Consider the following 14,144-nt stretch of genomic DNA (forward strand, 5'->3'; position numbering starts at 1 on the left):
CAACCTGACCTGCAAGTGGTCTGGTCAATTAAGTTTAGGAAATTTAGAGTCTTTTAAAGAAAGGGACGAAAAGAAGGATTATAAGCGCTCCAGTGCATATTTAAGATAAAGATTCAGTGCTGGAATTGTTCGATCAAAAGTTCGTCCATAGCCAGGGATACTATAGACATCCAAAGGCTCTTGCTTATCATATTTATCCATAATTCTAAGTCTAAGATGAAAACCTGCATAAAGGCCTTTCCATAGCTTGGCCTCCGAACTCATTACAACTTCATACCATTGGGCTGAAAGCCCATTTCTGCTAAATGGCTCTATTAAATCATCATAAATGCCAGAAGCACTTGTAATATCAATTGCACCTTGATCCTTAAAATCAGCCATGGCATATCTCACAGAAAAATAAAGATTGTTCTTCGCCGTGAAATCAATTTTGTATCCAAGTCCTACCCTGAAATAATTCCCTTCAGATTGATAATTCGTATTTTGATAAGCTCCATTTGGAGTCAAAGTTGAAAAACCATATTCCCCAATTACCACTACTTTATCCTTAAACTCTGCTTGCCCACCAAACTCGTATTTTGATTCTGTACTTAAAAATTGACCAACTAGTTTTCCATAGTCTACTGAAGCGGCTATTGATGACAGAAAAGGCTTTTGTTCTGAAATAACGTTCAAAGAATCCTGGCCAATGGCTTGATAAGATGCAATCATCAGAAAGAGGACAAAACATTTAAAATTCAACATAGATGGTGGTTTTTGTATTGTCGCAATCGTCACAGGAAAGACTAGGATTATTAAAGTCCGTAGAGGTTATTTTGAAGTTGCTTGTTTTGATCACGACTTTGTTTTTTTCATTGGCCGTAGTAGATCTAACATAAGTCAACTTCAAATTATATATCGCGTCTGAAATGGCAATATCAACATCAATATCATCCGCCTGCATATCCAGTGGTAGCTTCCATGAAGTACTACTGTCCTCATAAGCGATAGCTTGCCCATTTTTTAAATTTTGTATTGATGAAATTTTTAGGGAGCCGGAAGAAATCGTACTTGCCGTGTCGGCCCATATAGATCGTGTAGCCTTCGCTACAGAATCTTCATATTCAAGAATTTCAAGATTCTCATTCAGTTCTTCTAAATTATTTGCAATAACTGTGCTGTCACCGCTCTTATCCCAACCCTCTGCAATCGAGTCCAACACATCTATTAACCTATCCACAAGAATATCAGCATCATCTTCAAGGTTTTCAATTGTGGTATCATACCCTACTAACTCCTCATCCAATGCTTCCAACTCTAAATTAACCTCATCCAATTTTGTTTTGTTCAAAAAAAAGATACTCACTGAAGGATCGCTTACAGTTGGTTCCACCTCTTCTTCACACGCCCAAATAGCAGCAAAGACACCCGTATAGAGAACCAAAAGTCTCAACGCCCTGCCATTTTTAAAAAAGTTTGTGTTTGCCATTATGCAAATCTAAATGATAACAGATATTTTAAATGCATTAATTTCAGTTCTTCTAATTAAGAAATATTCAATTGTTCACCTCTTGTACACCTAACTAAATTCGTCTGGACAGGTGAGGAACTTAGATTTGCTTCAAATCAAATTCATTAATCATGTTTCGACAAACATTACTCATTTTAAATATCTTTTTAGGTTTGACACTGCTTTCATGCAGTCAAACAGAGAAGGCACCAAAATTTGAAGCTCCATTGTTTGATAATCTTGGAGACAACCACCTGAAAATTACCACATCCAATATATGGAGCCAGAAATTCTTTGATCAGGGTTTGACCCTCACTTACGGGCTCAATCATGCAGAAGCCATGCGGTCGTTCAAAGAAGCAGCTCGTCTGGATAAAGAATGTGCGATGTGCTATTGGGGTATGGCGTACGTGCTTGGTCCTAATATCAACAGTGCAATGGACTCTACTCAAGTTGAAGAAGCTAATACTTATATCGCCCAAGCAAAGCAATATGCTGATCAAGTAAGCCCATACGAGCAGCAGTTGATTCAAGCCATAGACAAGCGTTATCCAAAGAATAAGGCTCAAACTTTAGCTGCTTGTTATGAAGAATTTGCCCAAGCGATGAAAAGCACTTACCTCAATTTCAAGGACAACCATGACATAGCCACTTTATGCGCAGAAGCACTTATGGATTTACATCCATGGGATTATTGGAATACTGAAAATGGGGAGCCCAAAGTCTGGACCACTGAAATTTTAGATATTCTCGAAAGCACCTTAGCTTCAGCACCTAAACATCCAGGGGCAAATCATTATTACATCCATGCCATAGAAGCTTCAAAGAACCCTGAACGCGCCATTGAAGCTGCAAATACATTGACTGATTTGGTGCCGGGTGCAGGACATCTGGTTCATATGCCTGCACATATCTACATCCGAACTGGCAACTACCATGAAGGAAGTATGGCTGGTGAATTATCAGTATTGGCTGACAGCTTATACATCACCAATTGCAAAGCTCAAGGCATTTATCCACTGGCCTACTACCCGCATAACTACCACTTTCTAGCTGCAACTGCTACACTAGAAGGCAGAGGCCAGCTTGCTATAGCGTCAGCTTTTAAAGTAGCTCAGAATGCTGATGCACAGCTCATGTATCAGCCCGAATGGGCAACCCTGCAACATTATTACATTATCCCATATTATATCTTAGTGAAGTTCGGCCAATGGGAGAAAATTTTGCAACTACCAGAAACTGATCTAGCCTACCCAAAGGCCATACGTCATTATGCAAGAGGAATGGCCTATTTGGCAACAGATCGCTTGGAAGAGTCAATCAATGAACTCCAAGCACTCAAGCTAATCAGTACCAAAGAGGAGCTAAAGCAAATTTCAATTTGGGAATTGAATACTGTTGATCACTTGGCCAAAATTGCTTCCTTAATTCTAGAAGCTGAAATAGACAATGAATTGGGAAATGTAGAACTATCCATCAATAAGTTGAAGCAGGCCGTGGCCATTGAAGATCGTTTGAATTACAATGAGCCACCAGATTGGTTTTTCTCAGTTAGGCATATTTTAGGAGCCGTATATTTAGAAAATAAAAACTTCGAATTGGCAGAAGAAACTTATTTAGAGGATTTAGCCATCTACCCTAAAAATGGCTGGGCACTCAAAGGCTTACAATTGAGTCTAGAAGGCCAAAAAAAAGTCAATGATGCTAAAATAGTTTCAAACGAACTTGCAAAAGCCTGGCAGTATGCCGACTTCAAATTGCCATCATCCAGAATACTAGACAAATCAACACCCGTATTTGAAGGTTTAGATATAGACATACTTACTGCTCGATTGACCAACGTTCCAGAGATGCCAGTCTGTGGAACAAAGAAAAAATCTTAAATAGCCATTTGAAATATACATGCTCAAAGCCAGGAAATCGCTTTGAGCATGTATATTGCATTTATGGTCAAAAATGGTTTTTTGGTAGGGATGGTGCTCTTCTCAATTTTACAAACAGCACAAAGTCAAAACATGGTTGTCAACCCTAGTTTTGAAGAGATCTGGGAGTGTCCATTCAGTATGAATCAGCTCAAATTCACAAAATCCTGGTTTCCGTTTGGTACAGCTGATCCCTCTCCTGATTATTTCAATGCTTGTGATACAAAAAACCTAATGGGAGTGCCTAGCAGTGTTTTTGGAGAACAAGCCGCTCACGATGGCAACGGCTATATTGGAATCATTTCTTATCTAACTTCCAAAAGCGGACGTGGCTGGAGAGTGCCCGAAAACCATAGGGAATTTGCCATGGTACAATTAACCAAACCACTGGTAGCTGGTAATCAGTATTATGCCGAAATGTGGGTTAACCTGGCAGATAACTGCGAATTTGCCATCAACAATCTAGGCATGTTTTTTACCAAGGATATGCCCAATTTCGATTGGCAAGTCATGAACTTTAATCACTACAGACCTCAAGTTTCCAATCCAAAAAATCGCCTCCTAGATGACCATGAAGGCTGGACTAAGATATCAGGTATATTTACCGCCAAGGGAGATGAACTTGCCCTTACCATAGGGACTTTTGCGCCAGATTCTGCACTCATCACTAAAAAGACGAAAAGGCAATTCTCAAAAGTAAGGGACAAGAGAACTCCCAAACATTTACAACCACAAATTGCCTATTATTTCATAGACGATATAAGTGTAAGACCAGTAGATCCCAATGAATCTATTTTCCCAGATCCAGAAATAGCAAAAGTAGAACCAGAAGACGAGTATTTTGGACCAGCAGAGGTTGGCAAGAAGTTTACATTGCAAAACATCTATTTTGAATTCGATAAGGCCACATTACTTAGAACTTCCTACCTGGAACTCAACAAATTATTGGCCTACATGGAAAAACATCGTAGGGTAAAAATAGAAATTGAAGGACATACTGATAACGTAGGCTCCAGAGCATACAATCAAAAATTGTCAGAAGCACGAGCAAAAGCAGTAGTAGATTACTTGATTGCCAAAGGATTAAATGAATTCAGATTAGAATTCAAAGGGTATGGCAGCAGTCAGCCTATAGTACCTAACGATAACCCACAAAATCAGGCATTAAACAGAAGAGTAGAATTCCTGATTCTGGAAAACTAAAACGTCACTACTAATTTACCCATCTGACTGCCCACATGCATTTCATCAAAGGCAGAGATTATTTGATCAAATTCTCTGGTAGAGGACACAATAGGTCTAATTTCATACTCAGATACAAATTTGACCATCTCAACAAATTCTTTGTCAGAACCCATGGTGCTACCATGAATACTGGCCTGACTCCAGAACAGTCGAAACATATCTAAGTTCTTTGGTGCGCCCGTGGTCGATCCATAGTGCACCAATCTCCCACCTGGCTTAATTAGTTTCAGATAATCATTCATGCTGCTTCCACCAGCACTATCTATAATCACATCAAAACCGCCAGTAGCTTTGAGCGCTACTTTTGTCCAATCCTCTGCCTTATAGATAAATCCACCTGCAGCTCCTAGCTTTTCTATTTGTTTCAGTTTCTCTGGACTACCAGAAGTCACATATACTGCTGACCCAACGGCCAAAGCAAACTGAAAAGCAAATTGTGCCACACCACCTCCAATTCCTGTGACTAATACTTTTTGTCCTTCTCTTATTTGTCCTTTAGTAAAAGCCGCGCGAAACGCTGTCAAACCACCTAACGGCAAAGCAGCTGCCTCTGAGAAATCTAAATGAGAAGGTTTTTGCATCAGACGATCAGTAGGCACAGTCACAAATTCAGCAAAAGTACCATGTGTTGGCATACCCAAAATATGGTATTCAGCAGACTGAGCCTCCTCATTAGGCCCCCAGTTGATATTGGGATTGATGATTACCTCTTTTTTAAGCCAATCTCCATTTACGCCTTCGCCAACTTCTACAACTATACCTGCTCCATCAGAGCCTAACACTGTATTGTACTTTATTCCTGGATACATCCCAATTCTACACCACTGATCCCTGTGATTCAATGCAGCAGCTTTTACCTGAATTAGTACCTCTCCTTTGTTTGGAGAAGGTTTTTCAATTTCTCGAATAGCAATTTTGTCTTGACTTTCGTCAACAAGTAATAGCGCTTTCATAATGCTTTGGGTTAATTAAAATGGTGCTTCGTCTGATGAACTACCTCCTTCGCCATCATTGGCTTTAGACGGGAAAGTAACCGTATTTGGAGAGCTATCAAACTCGGCAGGTATACCTGCAGAAGGAAAACCTCCACCACTGTAATCTCCACCCATGATTGAACCATCCAGATCAGCAAATTTGGTAAACCGCCCTATAAACTTAAGTTTCACATTCTCTAGCGAACCATTTCTATGCTTGGCAATGATTACTTCCCCAGTACCAGCTGTAGGCAAACCATCTTCATCCTCAGTGATATCATAATATTCCGGGCGGTAGAGAAACATTACCATATCAGCATCCTGCTCTATAGAACCTGATTCCCTCAAATCGGAAAGCTGTGGTCGCTTATCTCCACCCCTGGTTTCGACCGCTCTACTCAGCTGAGAGAGTGCAATCACTGGCACATTTAGTTCTTTCGCAATTCCTTTTAAAGCTCTGGAAATCGACGCGATTTCTTGTTCCCTGTTTCCAGATCCACCACCAGATTTTGACGAGTCTCCAGACATCAACTGCAAATAATCTATAATGATCATTTTGATATCGTGCTGGGCCTTTAGCCTCCTGCACTTAGCCCTCAATTCCAAAATACTTAGTCCTGGCGTATCATCAATAAAAATAGGCGCCTCTGTCAAACGAGCAGTTTTGTGAACGAGTTGCTCCCACTCGTGATCTGCCAAGTTTCCTTTTTTAATCTTATCACTTTCTAATTCCGCTTCCGCTGAAATTAATCTATTGACCAATTGAATGGAGGACATCTCCAAAGAGAAAATAGCTACAGCCTCACCAAATTCTACTGCTGCATTTCTCATGGCCGAGACCACAAATGCTGTTTTACCCATTGCAGGACGAGCCGCAATAATCACTAAATCTGACGCCTGCCAACCTGCCGTCACACGATCCAATTCAGTAAATCCACTAGGTACACCCGTCAGACCATCTTTATGCTCCTTACGGGCCTCTATTTCCATGATGGCCTCATGCATCAACTGCTGCATTCCAGCATAATTCTTTTTGATATTGGATTCAGAGATTTCAAACAAAGCCTGCTCTGTCCTGTCCAACAACTCGAATACATCTTCTGTATCTTCAAAGGCATCCTCCTGAATCTTAGCAGAAATTCGAATCAAATCTCTTTTAATGGCCTGCTCGGTAATAATTCGGGCGTGATATTCAATATTGGCAGCTGAATTTACACGGGTAGTAAGATTGGCGATGTGATAAGCGCCCCCAGCTATTTCTAAAGTACCATTCTTCCTGAGCTGTGCAGTCACGGTCATAATGTCCACAGGCTCAGACTTGTTAAAAAGTTGGACTATTGCTTCGTATATTTTTGCATGGCGATCATCATAAAAGCTTTGGGGTTTCAGAATGTCTATAACAGTTGTTAACGCATCCTTTTCCAACATCAGTGCGCCTAATACAGTCTCCTCAATGTCAACAGCCTGGGGTTGCATTTTGCCTAAAGGCACAAGTGCTGCTTTTGATGGGCTCTTTCTGCCACCTACTTTGTTTTTGACATTTCCGTGATCTGGGGAATCTATATTGGCCATAATTTTATAAAGAGAAACTTAAGAATAATTTCTTTTTGAATTCAAAAACAAACTTATGAAAATGGGTGGTGTATTCTCCTTAATTCTATGGTCGTTTAATAACAATATTTCCACATTGAAATATTGAAATCAATCCTACACGTTATTAAACGATTACTAATAAGAATATTGTTGTCAAATTTTAAGCTAAGGTTTAATTTGCACACCTTACTAATTGCATTATTTTTGAAAAAATTCAATTCCCGCATGAGTCAAAAAAATCAGAAAATCTACATTATCGCTATTGGAGGTGCAGTTATGAGCAGCTTAGCTATCGCCCTAAAAAAGAAGGGAATGACCGTATCTGGCTCTGATGACAAGATTTATGATCCTGCGGCTAGTTTATTAAAATCCCATGACCTCCTTCCAACAGAAATAGGATGGGACGCCAATAGAATTGATAGCTCTATTGATGCGGTCATCGTTGGCATGCATGCCAAAGCTGACAACCCAGAACTGCTCAAGGCTCAGGAATTAGGCATCAAAATCTGGTCCTACCCAGAGTTTATCAGAGCACAGTCGGACAACAAACAAAGAATTGTAATAACTGGTAGCCATGGTAAAACTACCATCACTGGAACTATCATACATGTACTCAATTATTGGAAGCGAGATTTTGATTATGTCATTGGTGCTAAGATCAAGGGCATTGAAGAAACTATAAAGCTATCCAACGCACCCGTCATAATTATTGAGGGCGACGAGTATTTCACCTCCCCCCTTGATCCAGAGCCCAAATTTTTAAAATATGACCATCATATTGCTTTGATTAGCGGCACGGCTTGGGATCATATTAATGTGTACCCTACAGAAAACAGCTACTTACAGCAATTTGAAAAACTAGCAGATCGCACACCCAAAGCTGGCTCATTGGTGTACTGCATAGAGGATAAACAAGCTAAAAAAATAGGCTCAAAAGAGAGGGATGATGTGCGGCAAGATTCATACGAAACACCCAAATATAAAGTGAAGGATGGCGTATTTGTAATCAATGGTGACACGCCAGTAAAACTTTTCGGCAAGCACAACATGCAAAATATTGCAGGAGCTAAAACAATCCTAAAAAGGATTGGCATCACAGATGAACAATTCTATGAAGCTGTCGCATCTTTTGAAGGCGCTTTCAAAAGAAATAATCTTCTTTCTGAAAATAAGAGCACTTCAATCTATACGGATTTTGCTCATGCCCCATCTAAGCTGGCTGCGACAGCTGCTGCATTGAAGGAATTGCACCCCAAACGAAAACTAGTAGCGTGTTATGAACTTCATACGTTCAGCAGCTTAAACAAAGAATTTTTGTCGAATTATAAAGGAACGTATAAAGTGCCAGATGAAGCTATTGTTTTCTACGATCAGAAGGTAGTCATGGAAAAGAATTATGAACCAATAGCTGATGACGAGATCAAAAATGCATTTGGACGTAAGGATATTCTTGTATTCACTGACGCAGAAAAGCTACAATCTCATTTAGAAGAAAAAAACTGGGTAGATCAAGACTTGTTATTCATGAGCTCTGGAACCTTTGGCGGAATGGATCTGACCTCTTTTGCCCGATCAATCATAAGCTAATCTGCCATACTAATTCATAACTAGAAACAACATCAATGCAATTAAATTTAAAAAATCCATTAGCAGTTTTCGATCTGGAAACTACTGGAACCAACATTTCAACTGATCGCATTGTTGAGATCTCAGTGGTGAAAATCATGCCTGATGGAGAAGAAATCATCAAAACGATGAAAATCAATCCTACCATTCCTATTCCTGTAGAAACCAGTATGATTCATGGGATCTATGACAAAGATGTAAAAGACGCGCCCACTTTCAAGTCTATTGCTAAAAGCCTGGCAGAGTTTTTAAGCGGGTGTGATTTGGGAGGATTCAACTGCTTAAAGTTTGATATTCCACTTTTGGTAGAAGAATTTTTGAGGGTTGACGTTGAATTTGACACATCAAGTCGAAAGTTTGTAGATGCACAAAAGATTTTCCACATGATGGAAAAAAGAACACTAACTGCTGCTTATAAATTCTACTGTGGCAAATCACTTGAAGATGCCCATAGTGCGGAAGCAGATACGCTTGCTACTGCTGCGGTCATCAAGGCACAGGTCGAGCGATACGAAGGTCAAGAAGTCACAAATCCCATGGGCAAAGTGATTGGTACTGTAGCCAATGATATGAAAAATCTACACGAAGTATCTGCTGCAAACATGGTTGACCTGGCTGGGAGATTTGTGACAAACGAAGAGGGTGTTGAAGTGTTCAACTTTGGTAAGCACAGACACAAACCAGTAGAAGATATTTTAAAAGCCGAACCTGGCTATTATGACTGGATGATGAAAGGGGATTTCCCTCTTGACACCAAGAGAAAACTGACTCAAATAAAACTTAGGGGGTTTAACGCTAGATAAAATTAATTGACACTCTTTTCTTTGAGTTCAATCATTTTGTCGAGACTCTGAATGTATTTATTTGGGCCACCCGCTGCATAACCTGTTTTACCATAAGCCTGGATTTGAAACCTCTTTCCATCAGGCTTATCTAAATCAAACATCCAGATTGTAGGAAATCCAGTCACTCTAAAGGCTTGTTGCAGTTCTGCATTTTGTTTTTGCTGTGCTTCAGGCAAGGATGTTCTTCGTGGGTAATCCAATTCCAGAAGAATCACATTATCTTCTGCCCATGCCTTAAATTCTGGCTTATTGAATACTTCAGCCTTGAGCTTTTTACACCATCCACACCAATCACTTCCTGTGAAATTAGCAAGTATTGGCTTGTTTGTTTTTTCAGATAATTGATAAGCCTCTTCTACATTGACCATCCATCCATCATTCTCAGATGTTCGGAAACCATTTTTTACATCTTGCGCTTCGGATTGGCTAACAATCAACAAAGTCATAACTAACGTACAAATGCTAAAAAAAGAGATCTTATTCATCATTCTTAGATTTTTCTAATAATCAAATATCAAAGGTACATTTTTTTGTCATGCACTCATACTCTAATACTACTAATAACAGGTTTAGGTTCCTTTTATTACTATTTTTTACACAAGTAGAATTATTATGGGTTAGCAATAAATGATGAGTTTCTAATATTTACTATATTTAGATAAAGAAGATTAAACATGCACAATTGCAACAAATGTGAGAAAAGAGCCACCCTTCATTGCCGTGCCTGCGGAAGATACTGGTGTGTCAAATGTCAGGAAGAACATGGAAAACCAGGTTTATTCGCTGGTAAATGTGCCGTATGTGATGGGATTGTGGTTAGGCTTGAGCACCCTGATGGTTAACCACCTACTATTTCTCTCAAATTAGTCATTAGACTCTCCCAGAGTTCTTCGAGCTCTTGCGCATCATCCATGTCAGAATAATCAGTCACTCTTATAAAAACTGATTGGGTCAATTCATTCATATCAATTTTGAATTCAACGAAGTTAGGATCCTCGTCTTCAGATATAAATTCAAACTTTACTTGTGAATTCGTGCGATGAGAAACCATTTTGGCTTTATTCTCTTCTCCATCCCAAATTACAGTAAATATTTTGTCTTCATCTATATTGACATCATCAGCAAACCACTGCGCGAGTCCGCTTGCCGTTGACAAGTAAGGATAAAGCATTTTTTTTGATGCTCTGATCTCATATTCCCCTACAAATTTGAACTTGCTCATATCCTATTTATCGATTTCCTATTTGCCCAATGTATGAATTTTATATGAATGTATCAAAAGTTTTTAGAAAGACTTGTGAATAAACAAACAATGGCTAGATTTGCACCTCGAAAAATCACACGGCGAGGTAGCTCAGTTGGTTAGAGCGCAGGATTCATAACCCTGAGGTCACGGGTTCAACTCCCGTCTTCGCTACTAGATTCAGAAGGCAGTTCCTATTTTTTAGGCAACTGCCTTTTTCATTTATTGAATTTTAAGGAGTTGTACGAACATTGACTATTGACCCATTTACAACTCCTTTAATCTAACCAATAAATTCAATAAACCTATTAATTTTGCGCACTTATATCAAATAGTACCAACGAACAAATGGCATCATACGACTTCCAATCGATCGAGAAAAAATGGCAACAATACTGGCAAGAACAGCAGCCTTTTAAAGCTGAAGTAAATGCCAAAAAACCTAAATTTTATGCCTTGGATATGTTTCCATATCCCTCAGGTGCTGGACTTCACGTAGGTCATCCTTTAGGGTATATTGCCTCTGACATTGTTTGCCGATTCAAAAGAACCAAAGGGTTTAACGTCTTGCACCCCATGGGTTTTGATGCATTTGGCTTACCAGCAGAACAGTATGCCATCCAAACTGGGCAGCACCCAGCTGTTACGACAGAAGAAAACATAGCTAGATATAAGGAGCAGCTGAAAAACATAGGTTTCTCATTCGATTGGAGCAAAGAGGTACAAACCTGTGATCCTGATTACTATAAGTGGACACAATGGATTTTCATCCAGCTTTTTAATAGTTGGTACGATTATGAGGCCAACAAAGCAAAAGACATAGAAGAGCTTGTTTCTGCTTTCGCTAAAGATGGAAATACACAAATCAATGCCGCTTGCGACGAAGATATTGCACCTTTTTCCGCAGCAGATTGGAATGCATTTGATGAAGCGAAGCAACAAGAAATTTTATTGCAATACAGACTCACTTACCTTTCTGAAACCACAGTAAACTGGTGCCCAGAAATGGGAACTGTATTATCTAATGATGAAGTTAAAGACGGTTTTTCTGAAAGAGGCGGTTTTCCTGTTGTTAGGAAAAATATGAAGCAGTGGAGCATGAGAATTACTGCTTATGCAGAGAGATTGTTGGAAGGACTGGATTCAGTCAACTGGCCAGAACCTTTGAAAGAAATGCAGCGCAACTGGATTGGCAAATCCAAAGGTGCCGAGATGGATTATGCCATAGAAGAACATGAAGATAAAATCACAGTATTTACTACCCGAATTGATACGGTATGTGGGGTGACGTTTTTGGTTTTGGCACCAGAATTAGATTTGATCAAAAAAATTACTACTGACGCGCAACGCAAAGAGGTTGAGGACTATGTAGAAGTTGCCAAAAACAAATCTGAGCGTGACCGTATGACCAACGTCAAAACAGTTTCTGGTGCATTTACAGGAGCATACGCGATCAATCCATTCAATAAAGAGCGCATTCCAATCTGGATTGCTGACTATGTATTGGCAGGCTATGGCACTGGCGCTGTCATGGCCGTACCAGGTGGTGACCAGAGGGATTTTGATTTTGCCAAGCATTTTGATCTACCTATTCTGCCCGTGTATGACAGCATGGACGTGAGCAAAGAAGCAGATGCTACCAAAGAGGGCAAGATTATCAACAAAGGCATACTAGAAGGTCTATCCTTTCAAGAAGGTACGGACAAAGCCATTGCCTTCTTAGAAGAAAACAACATTGGAAGCGGTAAGATCAATTATCGCATCAGAGACGCCATCTTTGCTCGGCAGAGATATTGGGGTGAGCCAGTGCCAATTTATTTCAAGGAAGGCATTCCCTATCCGGTAGCGCAAGAAGATTTACCCATTGTATTGCCTGAAATTGACAAATATCTCCCTACAGCAGATGGGGATCCGCCACTAGCCAGAGCAGAGGGGTTTACCTACACGCCAAAAGGATCAAATGAGTCTTATCCTTTGGAACTCAGCACCATGCCAGGCTGGGCTGGGTCTAGCTGGTATTGGTACAGATATATGGATGCCAACAATGAAAACGCATTCGTATCTTCAGAAGCACAGGCGTACTGGAAAGATGTAGATCTGTACATTGGAGGAACAGAGCACGCCACTGGCCACCTCCTCTACTCCAGGTTTTGGAACAAATTCCTTTGCGACAAAGGCTTTGCCAAAGAAGAAGAACCATTCAAGAAATTGGTGAATCAGGGGATGATTCAGGGTCGTTCAAATTTTGTATATCGAATCAAGGGAACGAACAAATTTGTTTCCCTTGGATTAAGGGATAAACATGAAACTTCCCCAATGCACGTAGAGGTTAGTCTAGTAGATAATGACATTCTAGATACAGAAGCATTCAAGGCTTGGCGGCCTGACTTGAAAGATGCAGAATTCATTTTGGAAGATGGTAAATACATATGCGGCTACGAAGTAGAAAAGATGTCGAAGTCCAAGTACAATGTGGTGAATCCTGATGATATCATTGAGAAATATGGTGCGGACACGCTTCGCATGTACGAAATGTTCTTAGGGCCCTTAGAGCAATTCAAACCTTGGAGCACACATGGCATTGATGGGGTGTTTAAGTTTTTGAGAAAGTTCTGGAGGCTCTTCCACAATGGTGAAGAAACTTTCGAAGTTGCAGATGAAGCACCTACCAATGAAGAGCAGAAAGTCATTCATCGTACGATCAAGAAGGTCGAAGAGGACATCAACAACTTGTCGTTGAATACTTCTGTCAGTACACTGATGATTGCAGTCAATGAGCTTACCGCATTGAAATGCAACAAACGAGAAGTATTAGAGAAATTGGTTATTACATTGTCCCCTTTTGCGCCACATTTGGCCGAAGAGCTTTGGGAACTGCTCGGTCACAAGGGCGGGGTGAGTCTGGCTCAATTCCCTGTGTATGATGAGCGTTTTTTGACTGAAAGTACCCATGAGTATCCTATTTCCATCAATGGCAAAGTAAGAGCGAAAATTGCTTTCGCTATAGACAAACCAAAGGGGGAAATAGAAGCTGAAGTACTAGATAATGAGGTAGTTAAAAAATGGACTGAAGGCAAAACCCCCAAGAAGATGATTATCGTTCCTAAGCGAATCATCAATGTGGTAGTATAAAAAATATACCATTCCAGAGCAGGCTTCCAATTGATTAATCATCAGTTAGGAGCTTTTTTTTTTTGGCTCAATGAA

12 protein-coding genes and 1 tRNA gene are annotated in these 14,144 nt (G+C 40.0%); 7 read left to right on the forward strand and 6 right to left on the reverse strand.

Going from position 1 to position 14,144, the window contains the following annotated elements:
• Positions 1–78: 78 nt before the first annotated feature.
• Together B9A58_RS17175 and B9A58_RS17180 are read right to left on the reverse strand one after the other, a co-directional pair.
• On the reverse strand, positions 79–744 hold the full coding sequence (locus B9A58_RS17175) for a DUF6048 family protein (protein WP_084374128.1): 666 nt from the start codon (positions 742–744) through the stop codon (positions 79–81).
• Positions 731–1,468: a hypothetical protein gene (locus tag B9A58_RS17180; RefSeq protein WP_084374129.1), complete on the reverse strand. Its 738-nt coding sequence runs from the start codon at positions 1,466–1,468 to the stop codon at positions 731–733. The genes B9A58_RS17175 and B9A58_RS17180 overlap by 14 nt, the downstream gene beginning before the upstream one ends.
• 152 nt (positions 1,469–1,620) lie before the next feature.
• Between B9A58_RS17180 and B9A58_RS17185 the strand changes: the two genes are divergently transcribed.
• Positions 1,621–3,372 carry a hypothetical protein gene (locus B9A58_RS17185; protein ID WP_176214828.1) on the forward strand — a complete coding sequence of 584 codons (1,752 nt, stop codon included), beginning with the start codon at positions 1,621–1,623 and terminating at the stop codon, positions 3,370–3,372.
• Positions 3,373–3,420: 48 nt separating this feature from the next.
• On the forward strand, positions 3,421–4,614 hold the full coding sequence (locus tag B9A58_RS17190; protein ID WP_084374130.1) for an OmpA family protein: 1,194 nt from the start codon (positions 3,421–3,423) through the stop codon (positions 4,612–4,614).
• Here B9A58_RS17190 and B9A58_RS17195 read toward each other — a convergent pair.
• Together B9A58_RS17195 and dnaB are read right to left on the reverse strand one after the other, a co-directional pair.
• Positions 4,611–5,609, reverse strand: coding sequence for a zinc-binding dehydrogenase (locus B9A58_RS17195; RefSeq protein WP_084374131.1), 999 nt, complete (start codon positions 5,607–5,609; stop codon positions 4,611–4,613). The two genes, B9A58_RS17190 and B9A58_RS17195, sit on opposite strands and share 4 nt — an antisense overlap.
• 15 nt (positions 5,610–5,624) lie before the next feature.
• Entirely contained in the window at positions 5,625–7,202 is a 1,578-nt protein-coding gene (dnaB, locus tag B9A58_RS17200) for a replicative DNA helicase (protein WP_084374132.1), read from the reverse strand.
• Between the two features lie 246 nt (positions 7,203–7,448).
• Between dnaB and B9A58_RS17205 the strand changes: the two genes are divergently transcribed.
• Both B9A58_RS17205 and B9A58_RS17210 read left to right on the forward strand, forming a co-directional pair.
• A complete protein-coding gene (locus B9A58_RS17205) occupies positions 7,449–8,810 on the forward strand; it encodes a UDP-N-acetylmuramate--L-alanine ligase (RefSeq protein WP_084374133.1) in 1,362 nt (453 codons plus the stop codon).
• A 35-nt stretch (positions 8,811–8,845) separates the two neighbouring features.
• A complete protein-coding gene (locus B9A58_RS17210; protein WP_084374134.1) occupies positions 8,846–9,652 on the forward strand; it encodes a 3'-5' exonuclease in 807 nt (268 codons plus the stop codon).
• Positions 9,653–9,654: 2 nt separating this feature from the next.
• Here the strand turns inward: B9A58_RS17210 and B9A58_RS17215 are convergent, their stop codons facing one another.
• The gene (locus B9A58_RS17215; protein ID WP_084374135.1) at positions 9,655–10,182 is read right to left on the reverse strand and encodes a thioredoxin family protein; all 528 of its coding nucleotides are present in this window, start codon (positions 10,180–10,182) and stop codon (positions 9,655–9,657) included.
• A gap of 186 nt (positions 10,183–10,368) precedes the next feature.
• Here B9A58_RS17215 and B9A58_RS20820 point away from each other — a divergent pair, with 186 nt between their 5' ends.
• Positions 10,369–10,536, forward strand: coding sequence for a hypothetical protein (locus B9A58_RS20820; protein WP_221407879.1), 168 nt, complete (start codon positions 10,369–10,371; stop codon positions 10,534–10,536).
• Here B9A58_RS20820 and B9A58_RS17220 read toward each other — a convergent pair.
• Positions 10,533–10,916: an START-like domain-containing protein gene (locus B9A58_RS17220; protein ID WP_084374136.1), complete on the reverse strand. Its 384-nt coding sequence runs from the start codon at positions 10,914–10,916 to the stop codon at positions 10,533–10,535. The two genes, B9A58_RS20820 and B9A58_RS17220, sit on opposite strands and share 4 nt — an antisense overlap.
• A 121-nt stretch (positions 10,917–11,037) precedes the next feature.
• On the opposite strand from B9A58_RS17220, the gene B9A58_RS17225 reads away from it, so the two are divergent.
• Positions 11,038–11,111 (forward strand) — tRNA-Met (locus B9A58_RS17225).
• A gap of 174 nt (positions 11,112–11,285) precedes the next feature.
• On the forward strand, positions 11,286–14,069 hold the full coding sequence (gene leuS, locus B9A58_RS17230) for a leucine--tRNA ligase (RefSeq protein WP_084374137.1): 2,784 nt from the start codon (positions 11,286–11,288) through the stop codon (positions 14,067–14,069).
• The last annotated feature ends 75 nt before the right edge of the window (positions 14,070–14,144 follow it).

Source organism: Reichenbachiella faecimaris (genome assembly GCF_900176375.1).
GTDB classification, from domain to species: Bacteria; Bacteroidota; Bacteroidia; order Cytophagales; family Cyclobacteriaceae; genus Reichenbachiella; species Reichenbachiella faecimaris.

What these genes read in the sequence shown, in the direction of transcription:
- B9A58_RS17175 (WP_084374128.1), bottom strand. Translation starts at nt 744, where the DNA reads ATGTTGAATTTTAAATGTTTTGTCCTCTTTCTGATGATTGCATCTTAT.
- B9A58_RS17180 (WP_084374129.1), bottom strand. Translation starts at nt 1,468, where the DNA reads ATGGCAAACACAAACTTTTTTAAAAATGGCAGGGCGTTGAGACTTTTG.
- B9A58_RS17185 (WP_176214828.1), top strand. Translation starts at nt 1,621, where the DNA reads ATGTTTCGACAAACATTACTCATTTTAAATATCTTTTTAGGTTTGACA.
- B9A58_RS17190 (WP_084374130.1), top strand. Translation starts at nt 3,421, where the DNA reads ATGTATATTGCATTTATGGTCAAAAATGGTTTTTTGGTAGGGATGGTG.
- B9A58_RS17195 (WP_084374131.1), bottom strand. Translation starts at nt 5,609, where the DNA reads ATGAAAGCGCTATTACTTGTTGACGAAAGTCAAGACAAAATTGCTATT.
- dnaB (WP_084374132.1), bottom strand. Translation starts at nt 7,202, where the DNA reads ATGGCCAATATAGATTCCCCAGATCACGGAAATGTCAAAAACAAAGTA.
- B9A58_RS17205 (WP_084374133.1), top strand. Translation starts at nt 7,449, where the DNA reads ATGAGTCAAAAAAATCAGAAAATCTACATTATCGCTATTGGAGGTGCA.
- B9A58_RS17210 (WP_084374134.1), top strand. Translation starts at nt 8,846, where the DNA reads ATGCAATTAAATTTAAAAAATCCATTAGCAGTTTTCGATCTGGAAACT.
- B9A58_RS17215 (WP_084374135.1), bottom strand. Translation starts at nt 10,182, where the DNA reads ATGATGAATAAGATCTCTTTTTTTAGCATTTGTACGTTAGTTATGACT.
- B9A58_RS20820 (WP_221407879.1), top strand. Translation starts at nt 10,369, where the DNA reads ATGCACAATTGCAACAAATGTGAGAAAAGAGCCACCCTTCATTGCCGT.
- B9A58_RS17220 (WP_084374136.1), bottom strand. Translation starts at nt 10,916, where the DNA reads ATGAGCAAGTTCAAATTTGTAGGGGAATATGAGATCAGAGCATCAAAA.
- leuS (WP_084374137.1), top strand. Translation starts at nt 11,286, where the DNA reads ATGGCATCATACGACTTCCAATCGATCGAGAAAAAATGGCAACAATAC.